We start from the raw sequence: 13,714 nt of genomic DNA, 5'->3' as shown, positions 1-13,714 counted from the left end.
TAACAGATGACAGATATTGAAATCTGTCATCTGTCATGCCATCGTGAAAAGGCACCAATCCTCCAAGAGACACCAGGGAGTCCTCATGCGAACCCGCCCCCTCGGAACCACCGGCCCCCAGGTCTCCGCCCTCGGCCTCGGCTGCATGGGCATGTCCGCGCTGTACGGCGAGGCGGACCGGGCCGAGTCGGTCGCGACCATCCACGCCGCCCTCGAGGCGGGCGTGACGCTCCTCGACACCGGCGACTTCTACGCCATGGGCCACAACGAGATGCTGATCGGCGAGGCCCTGCGCGCGGCTCCGGCGGCCCTGCGCGAGCAGGCGCTGACCAGCGTCAAGTTCGGCGCCCTGCGCGACCCGGACGGCGGCTGGTCCGGATACGACGGCCGCCCCGCCGCGGTGCGGAACTTCGCCGCGTACTCGCTGCAGCGCCTCGGTGTCGATCACATCGACGTGTACCGGATCGCGCGGCTCGACCCGAGCGTCCCGATCGAGGAGACGGTCGGCGCGATCGCCGAGCTCGTGGAGAAGGGGCACGTCAGGCACATCGGCCTGAGCGAGGTCGGCGCCGACACCATCCGACGGGCCGCCGCCACCGCCCCCATCTCCGACCTCCAGATCGAGTACTCGCTGATCTCGCGCGGCATCGAGGACGAGGTCCTGCCGACCACCCGTGAGCTGGGCATCGGGATCACCGCGTACGGCGTGCTGTCCCGCGGGCTGATCTCCGGCCACTTCACGGCCGACCGGCAGCTGGCTCCGACCGACTTCCGCTCCATGAGTCCCCGCTTCCAGGGCGAGAACCTCCAGCACAACCTCTCCCTCGTCGAGGCGCTGCGGAAGATCGCCGAGCAGAAGGGCGTCAGCGTGGCGCAGATCGCGATCGCGTGGGTGTTGTCGAGGGGCGAGGACATCGTGCCGCTGGTCGGCGCGCGGACCCGGGAGCGGCTGACGGAGGCGCTCGGCGCGCTGGACGTCACGCTCGACGACGCCGACCTCGCCGCGATCGAGCAGGCCGTACCGGCGGACGCCGCCGCGGGCGACCGCTACCCGGCGGCGCAGATGTCGCATCTCGGCACCGACCGCTGACAGTGCCGCCAGGTACGGTTTTCGACATGGCACCGACCACCGAAGCACTGACCGCCGAGCGCATCCTCGAGGCGACCGAGGAGGCGCTGCGCCGCCACGGCCCCGCGAAGGCCACCGTGGTGGACGTGGCGCGCGCGCTCGGCGTCAGCCACGGCAGCGTCTACCGTCATTTCCGTACGAAGGCGGCGCTGCGCGAGGCGGTCACGAAGCGCTGGCTGGACCGTACGTCGCAGATACTCGCGGAGATCGCCAGGCCGTCGTCCTCGCCACCCCCGGAGGCGCTCGAGCACTGGCTGGCTACGCTGTTCACCGCCAAGCGGCACAAGGCGGGCGACGATCCCGAGCTGTTCGCCACCTACTCGGTGCTGCTCGACGAGGCGAGCGCGGTGGTCGAGGAGCATGTCGCCGAGCTGGTCGACCAGCTCTCGGACATCATTCATCGCGGCGTGATGGAGGGCGACTTCATGACCGTGGACGGCGACTCCGTCGCGACGGCCCGCGCCGTCTTCCACGCCACGAACCGTTTCCACGACCCCGCCTACGCCCACGAGTGGGAACAGCCGGGCATCGAGGCCGAGTTCTCGACGGTCGTCACCCTTGTCCTGCGCGGACTGCGCCGCCGCATCGACTGAATCCACGGCCCCGGCGAACCGGTGGACCCGGTGATTCGGCGACCCCGGCGAACCGGTGGACCCGGTGGACCCGGTGGACCCGGTGGAGGACTATCCCTCCGTCGGGTCCACCGTCGCCTGATGCGCCTCGGCGAGGTGTTCCTCCGCCTTCAGCCACGGCAGGAACTGCGCGCCCTTGCGCCAGCCGCAGGTGTCGCATCTGATCGTGCGCTGTACACCGGCGCGCTGGACGTGGACGACGTGCTCGCGGCCGTGCTGGTCCCAGCGGCTGACCTTGCTCGTGTTGATCTGCAGCATGACACCTCCAGGTGTTACCGCTCCGCTCACGCGGCAAGGCGTTGGCGGCAAGGCGGCTTTCGCAGCAAGGAGTGTGCAGCATCGGGAAGATCAACGGGGGTTCTTCGGCCGCGAGTTCACCGCGTGGCCGTACGCGATCACGATCCGTCGCCGCCCGTCCACTCTCCGCGCCGCCGCACCGCCCCGCTCTACACTCCGCTCATGACGACCGGAACTCCCGCCCGCAAGTCGTACGAGGCGATGGCGGAGGGCCGTGCCGACCTGTGCTTCCTGGCCGTCGAGCCCGCACGTGAGGCCGAGGTCGCGTTCACGGCGCCGTACGTCGTGATCGAGGGCGTGTACGCCGTCCCCCGCGACTCGGACCTGACGACCGTCGCCGAGGCCGACCGTCCCGGCGTACGGATCGGTGTGAAGCGCGGGTCCGCCTACGACCTCTTCCTCTCCCGCACGCTTCGGCATGCGAGCGTGGTGCGCGGGGAGGACGGGGTCGAGGCGTTTCGGGCCGAGGGGCTGGAGGTCGCGGCCGGGATCAGGCAGCCGATGACCGGGTTCGTCGCGGCGCACCCCGAACTCCGCCTGATCGAGGACCGGTTCATGCAGATCCCACAGGCGGTCGGCACGACGAAGGCCCGCCAACCCGAGACCGTCCGCTTCCTCCACGACCTCGTCGAGGAACTGAAGGCGAACGGCTTCGTCGCGAACGCCCTGCGGCGCGCCCGGCAGTCGGACACCTTGGTCGCCCCACTCGCCCGCCCTCGCAGCTGACCTAGGATCGGCGCGTGATCGCCGAACTGCAGTGCGTGGTGCTGGACTGCCTCGAGCCGCTCCGACTCGCCGAGTTCTACGAGGCCTTGCTCGGTGGGACCGTCAACCGGCCCGACCCGCGCTGGGCGCTCGGCGAGGCCTGGTCGACGCTGCACACGCCGTCCGGTCTCGTGCTCGCCTTCCAGCGAGTGGCGGACTACTGGCCTCCGCGGTGGCCCGACCCCGCCCAACCCCAGCAGTTCCACCTGGACTTCGGCGTCCCCGACCTGGACCGGGCGCGGGACCAGGTCCTGGCCCTCGGTGCGACTTTGCTGGACGCCTCAGACGGGCGGGGCTGGCACGTCTACGCGGATCCCGCGGGGCACCCTTTCTGCCTGGTCCGCCACTGAGGACATGTGCCTCGCCCCGGGAAGAATTAGAACAAGTTTACTAAAGGCGGCCATGTGTTTTCACTGCCGCTTCATAGGATGCATCCACCGCACGACTCCAACGAGTCACACGAGTGCGGCACGTTTCATGCACACGACGGGGGTTGGGTGGCGTGAACAGTCTGTTCATCGTCGGTATGGGCTTCGGGACCGCAGGGATTCCAGCCATTAGGTCGTGACCGCCATCGGCGGTTCGGCCACCAGCGCCATGACGACACGCACGGCTGCGGCCGAGAGCGCGTGTGTCACGCCGGGCTGGTCCCTGTCGACATCGGCGAGCGACTGCGGCGCACAGGCGCCCCGGCCGCTGATGTCCTCTTCCTACACCGAAGGAGCAACATGAAGCCCTCACGGGCAACTGCAAGCTCTCGTGTCCGGAAAGTCTTAGTCGTCGCAAGCTCGATGGTGGTCGCGGCCGCCGCTTTTGTCGCGACGCCCGCGAACGCCGCACCGGGGGCCGGTTCCGCACCGGCCAAGGGGTGCAGAACTCTCAGCGCCACGCAGACGCGTCTCGTCGGGGCGGACGGGAAGACCGTGTCCGCGTCGGCTGCTCAAGCCGTGCGAGCCGCAGCGGGCAAGGAGCTGACGTACCGTCTGCCGGGCGGCGCGACCATGACGACGATCGTTCCGCCCCAGGGGTTCCGGCCGCAGACAGCGGCGCCCGCGGCGGCGCGGGCCTACGGCTTCGACGCCCCGAACAACGCGAAGGCGCTGGCGGCATGGCGGGCGAAGTACAACGGGTACCGCGAGACCATCCCGTCGGTGCCGTGCCTGGGGCCGTCCGGCAAGTCGTCACTGCGATTCGCCTACAGCGGCAACTGGGGTGGCTATGTCGCCACCGGCCACTCCAACTACAACGAGGTCTACGACGATCAGAACATCCCCACCTACTCAGCGAGTTGTGGCTCCAACAGCACCGCGGTGGCAGCCCCGTGGATCGGCGTCGGTGGCTGGCACTCCGGCAAGCTGATCCAGCAGGGCTTCGTCTCGGGCTCGTCGGGCACGGCCACCCAGGGTGCCTCGCTGTGGTACGAGTACCTCAACCCCGCGCACGGGAACCCGCCCGTCTATATCGGGCACACGACGAAGACCGGGCACGTCATCTCGCAGTACATGACCTACAGCTCCGGAAAGGTCGGGTTCCACTGGTACGACCGGACCGCCGGATCCGGCTGGACACCCGTCACCGTGTCCGGTCTTTCGTCGTACTACGACGGGACGACCGCGGACTACATCACGGAACGGCCGTTCGGTTTCAAACTGCGTAAGTTCAGTCGGCAGACGCTCAGCGTCGCCGGTGCCAGGTACGGCAGCACCTTCAAGAACCTCTTCGCGCTGCCGACCACCGAGATGAAACTGACCACCAACGGCGCCGCGTCCGGTGCCGCCATGTTCACCGACACCCGCTCCAGCTCGACTGCGTTCTACCAGACCTGGAAGCGCTGCTCCTAGCATCGGGCCTGCCGTACCGGGTGTCGCCGGGAGCCACCGTGTGCTCCCGGCGACACCCGCGAGTGGGCGGAACTCGCGCGTGGCCGGCTACTTGGCCGGGCTGAGCCTCACCTTGTGGCCGTCGGCCGTGACCGCGTACCTGACGGGCGAACCTGTCTCGGTGGTCGAGCAGTAGACGGCGACGGTGCCGCCGGGAACATCGGGCAGAACGTCCTCGGGCTTGGCGTCCGTCGCGGCCAGATGCTTCGCGCGGACCCGCTCGACGGTGGTGAAGGTGCCGTCGAAGGTGGACTTGCGTCCGAGTGCCTTCTTGCACACGGCGGCGCCCGACGTCGTCGTGGTGTCCTCGCGCCACAGCGCGATGAGCCGATGGTGGCTGTCCAGGAACCGCAGCGTTCGGGCGGCCGAGTCGCCCGGCTCGTCCACGGCGACGTAAGCGGTACGCGCGAGCGCGTCCAGGAGGTCGGGGGGAGGTGTGGAGAGCATCGGGCAGGACTGGAACTGCGGAGACGGCAACACGGCGGTGAACGAGCCGTCCGCCTTCAGAGTGAAGCTGCCGCCGGCCAGCGGGCCGCAGGCCCTGTTCACCTGCCATCCGTTCGGTGCCCCGTCGGCGCCGATGATGATGTTCGCCGGCATGCCGCCGACGTCGCGCCACGACGAGACGTCGCGATCGTCGATCCGGACGGCGATCCATCGCCCGCCGAGGCCTTCGGCGGTCAGGGCCGCGCTGCGAAAGCGGGGAGCAGCCGTGGTGTTGCTCCTGCCGTGGTCCCCCTGCGTCGCGACGGCCACCGTTCCGGCGACGGCCACGACGCAGGCGAACACGCCGGCGACGGCGAGCCGCCGACGCCAGCGCCGCCTCGTCCCCACGCGGACCACCTCGTCGATGTCGACGCGGTCGGCAGGAGCACTGATGCTGATGGACGCGATACGCGTGGCGAGTTCTTCTGGCGTCTTGTCGGGATTCACGATGCCCCCTCGATCTTGGTCGGTTGCGTCCGGAGCGCGGAGCGCAGAGCCTCCAGGCCGCGACTTGTCTGGCTCTTGACGTTGCCCGGACTCGTCTTGAGCAGGGCCGCGGTCTGCTCGACGGACAGATCCTCGAAGAAGCGCAGGACGAGCACGGTCCGCTGGCCGGCCGGGATCGTCAGCAGGGCGGCGACCAGATCGTCGTCACGCTCGGCCATGCTGGTGGGCGGGGGTGAGTGCAACGTGCTCACATCCGCCTCGCTGATCTCACGTCTGGCCGGTCGACGCCGGTAGTCGGTGTGGAGATTGCACAGGATCCGACGGACGTACGCACGCGGATCACCGGCTGCCACCACCCTGCCCCACCTGGAGTAGAGCCGTCCGAGCGCGTCCTGCACGAGGTCATCGGCGAGGTACCAGTCACCGCAGAGCAGAAACGCCGTCGTACGCAGGCGCGTTCGATGCTCAAGCACCCAGGCACGGAAGTCGGTCTCGCTGGGATGATCGGTCACGCTCTTCCTCGTCTCATGCCCCAGGTGTCGCCTGCGCCGGGTCCGGGCCGACCCAGGTCCGCGTCTCGCTACGCCCTACACGGAACCCGGGGCGCCCAGGGTTGCACGCGTCCGCGAACTCAACGAATGCTCCGACTGGTTCAACCGCACCCACAGGTCAGCTGATCGTGCGCGGCAGTCGCAGGCTCAGGGCCGTCGTCAGGGCCACGCCCGCCAGTTGGACCAGGAGGGTGGTGACGAGGGCGTCCCGCATGCCGTTGCTCGAGGCGAGGGACAGGAAGAGGGTGCCCAGGGTGGCGACGCCGATCGCGAGGGCCGACTGCTGGGTGGTGGCCATGACCCCGCTGCCGACGCCGGCCCGCGCGGACGGCACCTCGGAGAGGATGATCCGGATGAGGACGGGGAGTTGGAGTGCCTGGCCCGCGCCCGCGACCGCCGCGCCCGGCAGCAGTTGCCACACGCCCAGGTCGGGCCAGGACCGCCAGGCGGCCAGCGCGATGAGCGCCACGCCCACCGCCTGGATCAGCCCGCCCGCGGTGACGATCCGGGTGCTGTAGCGGGCGATCAGCCGGGGGCCGCAGAGGGAGACGACGAAGAAGACCGCGGCCATCGGTGCCAGGGCCAGGCCCGCCGGGACCGGGCCGAGGCCCGCACCCCGCTGCAGCGCCACCGCGATCACGAACATGAAGCCGCTGAAGCCGATCGAGAACGGCACGATCATGATCAGGCCCCGGCGGAGCGAGGTCAGCGCGAACAGGCTCGGCGGCACCAGGGGCGTACGGCCCTCGCGGTCCTCCCGGCGCTCGACGAAGTAGAACGCCGCCGCCGCGAGGGGGAACAGCGCCAGCGACAGCCAGGTCCACAGGGGCCAGCCCGCCGCCCTGCCCTCGGTGAGCGGGGCGAGGAGCGCGAGAAGGGACACGGCGAGCAGCACCGTGCCGGGGGTGTCGATCGGCTCCGGGTGCTGCGAGCGCGTCTCGGGGACGGCGCGCGTGGCCAGGATCAGGCCGAGGATCACGACGGGCACGTTCACGAGGAACACCGCGCGCCAGCCGGTGCCCGCGATGTCCGCCGCGACGAGGAGGCCGCCGAGTATCTGCCCGGCCACCATGGACAGACCGGCCGTGGCCCCGTACAGGCCCATGGCCTTGGCGCGGCGCGGGCCCGCCGTCGCCGCCTGGATGGTGGCGAGCACCTGCGGGAGCATCGCCGCGGACGCCGCGCCCTGGGCGACGCGCGCCGCCACCAGCGTCCAGGCGCTGGGCGCGAGCCCGCACGCCAAGGAGGTCAGGCCGAAGGCCGCCATGCCGCCGAGGAAGAACTGGCGTCGCCCGAAGAGGTCGCCGAGGCGGCCGCCGAGGACGAGCAGGACGGCGTACGCGACTCCGTACCCGGCGACGACGAGTTCGAGGACGGCTTCGCTCGCGTTCAGGTCCCGGCCGATAGTCGGGAGGGCTACGTTGACGATGAAGAAGTCGATGAGGGGCAGTGCCGCCCCGAGCAGCACGGTGAAGAGGCCGAGGCCGCTGAGCACGGGTGCTGCGGAGGGCGAGCGGACTGGAGTCCTGAGGGTTCCGGTTTCGGTCACGTCCTCCAGACTTCTCCTGACCTCAGACTGGTACCAGAGTGTCCTTATCCTGGTAGAAGCACTACCTGGCAACAGGTTCCGGCGAACGGCAGGCTGGAGGCATGACGACGATGACGCAGGAGAGCGCCGCTCCCCGGCCGGTGGAGGCCATCGACCCTGCTCAGCGGGCGGTGTCCGTGACTTCTCCTCGGCCGGTGGACCCCGAGCCGCACGGCACCGCCGCCCCCCGCGGCAGCGAGATCCGGCGGCACGAGCTCGCGACCTTCCTGCGCAACCGCCGTGAGCGCATCACGCCGGAGCAGGTCGGACTGCCCCGCGGCCGCCGCCGGCGCACGCCGGGCCTGCGCCGCGAGGAGGTCGCGCAGCTCTCCGCCGTCGGCGTCACCTGGTACACCTGGCTCGAACAGGCCCGTGACATCCAGGTCTCCGAACAGGTCCTCGACGCCCTGGCCCGCACCCTGCTGCTCGACTCCAGCGAGCGCGCCCACCTCTTCCGGCTGGCCGGAGCCGTCGACCCCACGCCCGCCGCGCCGTGCCCGACGCTCACCCCGGCCCTGCTCGAGGTGCTGTCCCAGCTGGAGCCGGTCCCGGCCTGCATCCAGAACAGCCGCTACGACATCCTGGCGTACAACCGCACGTACGCCCGGCTGATGATGCGCGACCTCGACGCCGTACCGCCCGAGGACCGCAACTGCATGATCCTCGCCTACACCCACCCGGAGTGGCGCGAGTCGATCGTGCTCCTCGACGAGACCATGCGCGTGATGGCCGCCAAGCTGCGCGGCGCGATGGCCGGACATCTCGGCGAGCCCGCCTGGAAGCTGCTGGTCAAGCGGCTGCGGTCGGAGTCGGCGGAGTTCCGTGAGATCTGGGAGCGGTACGAGGTGTACGGCGGCTCGCGCAGCAAGACCAAGCAGTTCCTGAACCCGTACGTCGGGCTGCTCACCGTCGACCACACCGACCTGTGGCTCGCCCCCGACATGGGCGCCCGCATGGTGACGTACGCCCCCACGGACGAGCAGAGCCGCGAACGCCTGAGGAAGCTGCACGAGATCGCGCTGACGGCGGAGACCGAAGCCGCCTAGACCGACAAGGCCTGGGGCACGCCTAAGCCCGGACGCTCACCGAGTCCCGAACCTCCGCCGACTCCAGCTGCCGTGCCGTCCGCTCGGCCGTTCCGCGTGCCCAGCGTCCGCTGGTCAGCGCGCCCAGGACGAGCACGGCGAGACCGCAGCCGGCGAGGATCCACCAGCCGGGGCGGGCGGCCGACACGAACGTCTCCCGGTACGCCGAGGTCTGGATGCCGGAGGCGAGGACCGCGCCGACCACGGCGACACCGAGGGTGCCGCCGATCTGTCGGCTGGTGGAGGCGACGGCGGCCGCGACCCCGGCCTGGGTGCGGGGCATGCCGGAGACGGCGGTGTTGGTGATGGGGGCGTTCACGAAGCCGAAGCCGAGGCCGAAGAGGACGTACCCGATGACGAGCGTGACGTTCGACGTCTCACCCTCGAACGCGGCGAAGAGAATCCCGCTCGCGGTCATCGAGACCCCCGCGATCAGCAGGGGCAGTCGTGGCCCGCGGTTGCCGACCAGCCGCCCCGACAGCGGCGCGCACACGAAGCACATGACCGCCATGGGCAGCATCCACAGGCCCGCGTGCAGCGCGTCCAGACCGCGCACGTTCTGCAGATAGAGCGTCGAGAGGAACAGGAACCCGCTGAGCGCGGCGAACGCGCTGATGGCGACGATCGTGGCCCCGCTGAACGGCGCCGAACGGAAGAAGCGCAGGTCGATGAGGGGTTCGGCGCGCCGGGGCTCGTACCACAGCAGGCCGAGCAGCGCGGCGACGGCGATCGCCCCGAAGGCGAGGGTCTTGGGGGCGCCGGAGCTGGGCGCCTCGATGATCGCGTACGTCAGGGAGCCGAGCAGCGCGATGACGAGGAGCTGCCCGACCGGGTCGGGGCGGCGGGCCTTGGGGGCGCGGGACTCGGGGACGTAACGCCAGGTGAGCAGGAGCGCGGCGAGGCCGACCGGGAGGTTGATCCAGAAGATCGACCGCCAGCCGACCGAGTCCACGAGCAGGCCGCCGACGATCGGGCCCGCGGCCATCGATATGCCGACCACGCCACCCCAGACGCCGATCGCGCGGGCGCGCTCGCGCGGGTCCGTGAAGGTGTTGGTGATGATCGACATCGCGACCGGGTTCAGCATCGAGCCGCCGACCGCCTGCACCATGCGGAAGGCGACGAGCGAGTCCAGGTTCGGAGCGACGGAGCACAGGACCGAACCGAGGGTGAAGATCACCAGGCCCGCCTTGAAGACCCGGCGGCGGCCGATGCGGTCGGCGGTCGAGCCCGCGAGCATCAGCAGCGACGCCAGGACCAGCGTGTACGCGTCGATGGTCCACTGGAGGCCCGCCACGCTCGCGTGCAGTTCCTTCTGCATCGAGGGCAGGGCGACGTTCAGGACCGTGTTGTCGAGGCTCACGATCAGCAGGCTCATGCAGCAGATCGCGAGGACGAGAAGCCGGTGGCGGGGACTGAGCTCGGGCATTTCTCCAGCCTACGCCGATGTCGATAGTGCGTCTAACTAATGACCCTCTCCTGACCTTCCTTTGTTGCGCACCGCACTCATTCATGACAGTCACCACAGTCATCGCACCCGTCCGCGTACGCGACAATGGGGGAATGTCCACGACCGCCCTCGCTCCCGCCGCCACCGCTGCTTCCCCGCTGTCGATCGGCCCCCACACGGTCCAGCCGCCCGTCGTCCTCGCCCCCATGGCCGGGATCACGAACGCGCCGTTCCGCACGCTGTGCCGCGAGTTCAGCGGCGGCAAGGGCCTGTTCGTCAGCGAGATGATCACCACGCGAGCGCTGGTCGAGCGCAACGAGAAGACGATGCAGCTGATCCACTTCGACGCGACGGAGAAGCCGCGTTCGATCCAGCTGTACGGCGTGGACCCGGCGACCGTCGGCAAGGCCGTCCGCATGATCGCGGAGGAAGGCCTCGCCGACCACATCGACCTGAACTTCGGCTGCCCGGTCCCGAAGGTCACCCGCAAGGGCGGCGGCTCCGCCCTCCCGTACAAGCGCAACCTCCTGCGGGCGATCCTGCGCGAGGCCGTCAGCGGGGCGGGCGACCTCCCGGTGACGATGAAGATGCGCAAGGGCATCGACGACGACCACATCACGTTCCTCGACGCCGGACGGATCGCCGTCGAGGAGGGCGTCACCGCCATCGCCCTGCACGGCCGCACCGCCGCCCAGCACTACGGCGGCACGGCCGACTGGGACGCCATCGCGCGCCTCAAGGAGCACGTGCCGGAGATCCCCGTCCTCGGCAACGGCGACATCTGGTCGGCGGAGGACGCGCTGCGGATGGTGCGCGAGACCGGCTGCGACGGGGTCGTGGTCGGGCGCGGCTGCCTCGGCAGGCCGTGGCTGTTCGGCGACCTGGTGGCCGCCTTCGAGGGGCGCCAGGACGCCTACGCCCGCCCGACCCTGCGCGAGGTCGCGGCCGTCATGGTCCGCCACGCCACCCTGCTCGGCGAGTGGATCGGCGACGAGGCGCGCGGCGTCATCGACTTCCGCAAGCACGTGGCCTGGTACCTGAAGGGCTTCGCGGTCGGCTCCGAAATGCGCAAGCGGCTCGCGATCACCTCGTCCCTCGCCGAACTCTCCGACGGCCTCGCCGAGTTGGACCTCGACCAGCCCTGGCCGACGGGCGCGGACGGCCCGCGCGGCCGCACGTCCGGCAACAACCGGGTCGTCCTGCCGGACGGCTGGCTCAAGGACCCGTACGACTGCGCGGGCATCAGCGAGGACGCGGAACTGGACACGTCCGGCGGCTGACTTCTCCGGTGGCTCGCTTTCCTGCCGGGGGATCCCTCAAGCGCCCCCGACCGCCGTGAGCAACGCCAACGGTGCCGCCGCCGAGCGGGACTCCCGTACGCACGCATGCGGATACGGCACCGGCTCCCCGTGTGTCTCGCGGCCGTACCCCGCGAGGACCTCCGGCAGACGGTGGCCGGCGGCCGTGGCGGCGTCGACGAGCGCGTGGGCGACCGTCCGGGCCTCGTCGTGCAGGCCGTAGCGGGCCAGCCCCAGCGTGATCAGCGCGTTGTCATGCGGCCAGACCGAACCGCGGTGGTACGACAGCGGGTGGTACGCCGGCTGGCCGGAGGCCAGGGTGCGCACGCCCCAGCCGGAGAAGAAGTCCGGCTCCAGCAGGCGGTGGCCGACCAGTTCGCCGTACTCCTTGTCGAGCAGCCCCGACCACAGCAGATGCCCGGCGTCCGAGGCGAGGGCGTCGACCTGACGGCCGTCACCGTCCAACGCCAGCGCGGGGAAGGCGTGTTCACTCATCCAGAAGTCCCGCTGGAAACGGTCACGGAGGTCGCCCGCCGCCTGTTCGAGCAGAGCGGCGTAGACCTCGTCGCCCCAGACCGTACGGGACAGGTGGGCGGTGCGGCGCAGTGCGTCGTACGCGTATCCCTGCGCGCCCGCGGCCATCACCGGCCCACTGGGACGGCTCCCGTCGGCGGAGCAGATCGCGCCGGGGGAGTCCTTCCAGTTCTGGTTGGCGAGTCCGCCGCCGTCCGCGCGGTAGACGAGATAGCCGACGGAGGTCAGACCGCCGTGGTCCAGCATCCAGCCGATCGCCGCCCGGGCGTTGGCCTCCAGCCGCCGGGCCAGGGTCGGGTCACCCGTCTGCTCGGTGTACGCGCCGAGCAGCACCAGGAACAGCGGTGTCGCGTCCACCGAACCGTAGTACCGCCCGTACGGCACCTGCCCGAAGTGCGCCAGCTCACCGTGCCGCACCTCGTGCACGATCTTGCCGGGCTGGGCCACCGCACCCGCTCCCACCTCGACCGCCTGCGTCGCGGCGAGCGCGGGCAGCGTGGCGGCGGCGAGCTCGGGGCGGTAGGGGAGCGCGAACAGGGAGGTCAGCAGGGCGTCGCGGCCCAGGAGCGTGAGGAACCACGGCACTCCGGCCGCCGGCACCCGCAGCTCCTCGCCGTCCGGGCCCGTCGCCGGGACCTGGAGCACCGCGAGGTCGGACAGCCCGCGCGCACAGGCCGCGGCCAGCTCCGGCCAGCCGGTCGGGAAGGGCACGCCGTCCGCGAACTCGCCTTCCAGCGCGAGGAGTTGTTCATTCGCCGCAGAGGGTGAGGCGGGCACCTCAGGGTCCTTCAGCGCCCCGTGCGGGCGGGCCGCGACGCGCAGCGCCAGCTCCGCCGAGGCGTGCGGTTCGAGGTCCAGGGTCCATACGAGGCGACGGGCGCCGGTGCCGGTCTCCTCGACTCCGTCCGGCGGCGGCTCGGAGGTGACCGTCGTACAGGACCGCCACTCCCCGCGCTGGTAGCTGAACTCCACCCCGTCGTCGAGGACCTGACGCCCTCGTACGGCGCCGATCTTGGCGTACGTACGGTAGTCGGAGCGCAGCTCGAACTGGTCGGTGAAGTCGGCGTCCACGGTGAGCGCGATGCGCACGGTCGTGGGCGACGGGCGGTTGCTGGTGACGCGCAGCGCCTCCACGAACGCGCCGTCGGCGACGGCCTGTTCACGGAAGAGCGTGTAGGCGGGCGGTTCGTTGCGCCCGCCGCGCGGGACGAGCACGCAGCGCGCCGTGTCGCCGTCCGCGACCGGCGTCAGCGCCTCGGGCACCGCGCCGTCGACGGTCAGCTGCCAGCGGCTGAGGTGCCGGGCGTCCCGTACGAATAACCCGTCCGGGGAGCTGCCGCTGCGCACCCCGCTGATGTCCCCGCCGTCGCCCACGGCGGCGAACGTCCCACCGTGCACGAGCAGATGATGCCGGTCCGTCATCCCCGGTCCCCTCCCTTGGCGCCCGTCTCGAATGAACTGTGTGGCGTGTGTGGCGTGTGTGATGCGTGCGATGCGTGTGGCGGCGTGCCGTGTACGTTGTCGAACGCGCGGCGCCCCGGATGGGACACGACTTGCGTCGACTGATCCGTC

The 13,714-nt window shown here is 70.6% G+C and carries 13 protein-coding genes; 7 read left to right on the top strand and 6 right to left on the bottom strand.

From position 1 onward, the window contains the following. Positions 1 to 85 precede the first annotated feature (85 nt). Together ACFZDJ_RS04595 and ACFZDJ_RS04590 are read left to right on the top strand one after the other, a co-directional pair. Positions 86 to 1,090 (top strand): aldo/keto reductase, encoded by a 1,005-nt coding sequence (locus ACFZDJ_RS04595; RefSeq protein WP_390927520.1) that lies wholly within the window; start codon positions 86 to 88, stop codon positions 1,088 to 1,090. A 26-nt stretch (positions 1,091 to 1,116) separates the two neighbouring features. Continuing rightward, the gene (locus tag ACFZDJ_RS04590; RefSeq protein ID WP_168491322.1) at positions 1,117 to 1,722 is read left to right on the top strand and encodes a TetR/AcrR family transcriptional regulator; all 606 of its coding nucleotides are present in this window, start codon (positions 1,117 to 1,119) and stop codon (positions 1,720 to 1,722) included. Between the two features lie 90 nt (positions 1,723 to 1,812). Here the strand turns inward: ACFZDJ_RS04590 and ACFZDJ_RS04585 are convergent, their stop codons facing one another. Further along, on the bottom strand, positions 1,813 to 2,019 hold the full coding sequence (locus ACFZDJ_RS04585) for a hypothetical protein (RefSeq protein ID WP_054235491.1): 207 nt from the start codon (positions 2,017 to 2,019) through the stop codon (positions 1,813 to 1,815). A 201-nt stretch (positions 2,020 to 2,220) separates the two neighbouring features. On the opposite strand from ACFZDJ_RS04585, the gene ACFZDJ_RS04580 reads away from it, so the two are divergent. From ACFZDJ_RS04580 to ACFZDJ_RS04570, 3 genes are all read left to right on the top strand, one after another. Then, positions 2,221 to 2,784 (top strand): ABC transporter substrate-binding protein, encoded by a 564-nt coding sequence (locus ACFZDJ_RS04580; protein WP_391056071.1) that lies wholly within the window; start codon positions 2,221 to 2,223, stop codon positions 2,782 to 2,784. A gap of 14 nt (positions 2,785 to 2,798) precedes the next feature. Continuing rightward, positions 2,799 to 3,173, top strand: coding sequence for a VOC family protein (locus ACFZDJ_RS04575; RefSeq protein ID WP_391056070.1), 375 nt, complete (start codon positions 2,799 to 2,801; stop codon positions 3,171 to 3,173). A 597-nt stretch (positions 3,174 to 3,770) separates the two neighbouring features. Next, a complete protein-coding gene (locus tag ACFZDJ_RS04570; protein ID WP_391056067.1) occupies positions 3,771 to 4,664 on the top strand; it encodes a G1 family glutamic endopeptidase in 894 nt (297 codons plus the stop codon). Between the two features lie 87 nt (positions 4,665 to 4,751). Here ACFZDJ_RS04570 and ACFZDJ_RS04565 read toward each other — a convergent pair whose 3' ends face one another. From ACFZDJ_RS04565 to ACFZDJ_RS04555, 3 genes are all read right to left on the bottom strand, one after another. Then, a complete protein-coding gene (locus tag ACFZDJ_RS04565) occupies positions 4,752 to 5,636 on the bottom strand; it encodes a hypothetical protein (protein WP_391056064.1) in 885 nt (294 codons plus the stop codon). Further along, positions 5,633 to 6,148 carry a SigE family RNA polymerase sigma factor gene (locus ACFZDJ_RS04560; protein WP_168508565.1) on the bottom strand — a complete coding sequence of 172 codons (516 nt, stop codon included), beginning with the start codon at positions 6,146 to 6,148 and terminating at the stop codon, positions 5,633 to 5,635. The genes ACFZDJ_RS04565 and ACFZDJ_RS04560 overlap by 4 nt, the downstream gene beginning before the upstream one ends. 157 nt (positions 6,149 to 6,305) lie before the next feature. Then, complete coding sequence (locus ACFZDJ_RS04555; protein WP_391056061.1) at positions 6,306 to 7,736, bottom strand: MFS transporter; 1,431 nt, start codon at positions 7,734 to 7,736, stop codon at positions 6,306 to 6,308. A gap of 101 nt (positions 7,737 to 7,837) precedes the next feature. Here ACFZDJ_RS04555 and ACFZDJ_RS04550 point away from each other — a divergent pair, with 101 nt between their 5' ends. Then, a complete protein-coding gene (locus ACFZDJ_RS04550; protein WP_390927530.1) occupies positions 7,838 to 8,821 on the top strand; it encodes a helix-turn-helix domain-containing protein in 984 nt (327 codons plus the stop codon). Between the two features lie 22 nt (positions 8,822 to 8,843). Here the strand turns inward: ACFZDJ_RS04550 and ACFZDJ_RS04545 are convergent, their stop codons facing one another. Next, positions 8,844 to 10,289: a DHA2 family efflux MFS transporter permease subunit gene (locus ACFZDJ_RS04545; protein WP_391056058.1), complete on the bottom strand. Its 1,446-nt coding sequence runs from the start codon at positions 10,287 to 10,289 to the stop codon at positions 8,844 to 8,846. Between the two features lie 134 nt (positions 10,290 to 10,423). Between ACFZDJ_RS04545 and dusB the strand changes: the two genes are divergently transcribed. Beyond that, positions 10,424 to 11,590 carry a tRNA dihydrouridine synthase DusB gene (gene dusB, locus ACFZDJ_RS04540; protein WP_168508561.1) on the top strand — a complete coding sequence of 389 codons (1,167 nt, stop codon included), beginning with the start codon at positions 10,424 to 10,426 and terminating at the stop codon, positions 11,588 to 11,590. A gap of 36 nt (positions 11,591 to 11,626) precedes the next feature. Here dusB and ACFZDJ_RS04535 read toward each other — a convergent pair whose 3' ends face one another. Continuing rightward, positions 11,627 to 13,564, bottom strand: coding sequence for a glycogen debranching N-terminal domain-containing protein (locus tag ACFZDJ_RS04535; protein WP_384905480.1), 1,938 nt, complete (start codon positions 13,562 to 13,564; stop codon positions 11,627 to 11,629). Positions 13,565 to 13,714: the final 150 nt, after the last annotated feature.

The organism is Streptomyces sp. NPDC007896 (genome assembly GCF_042959425.1).
In the GTDB taxonomy this organism is placed as follows: Bacteria; Actinomycetota; Actinomycetes; order Streptomycetales; family Streptomycetaceae; genus Streptomyces.
The sequence above is the reverse complement of the archived record's forward strand: the minus strand, read 5'-3'. Positions and strand labels throughout refer to the sequence as shown.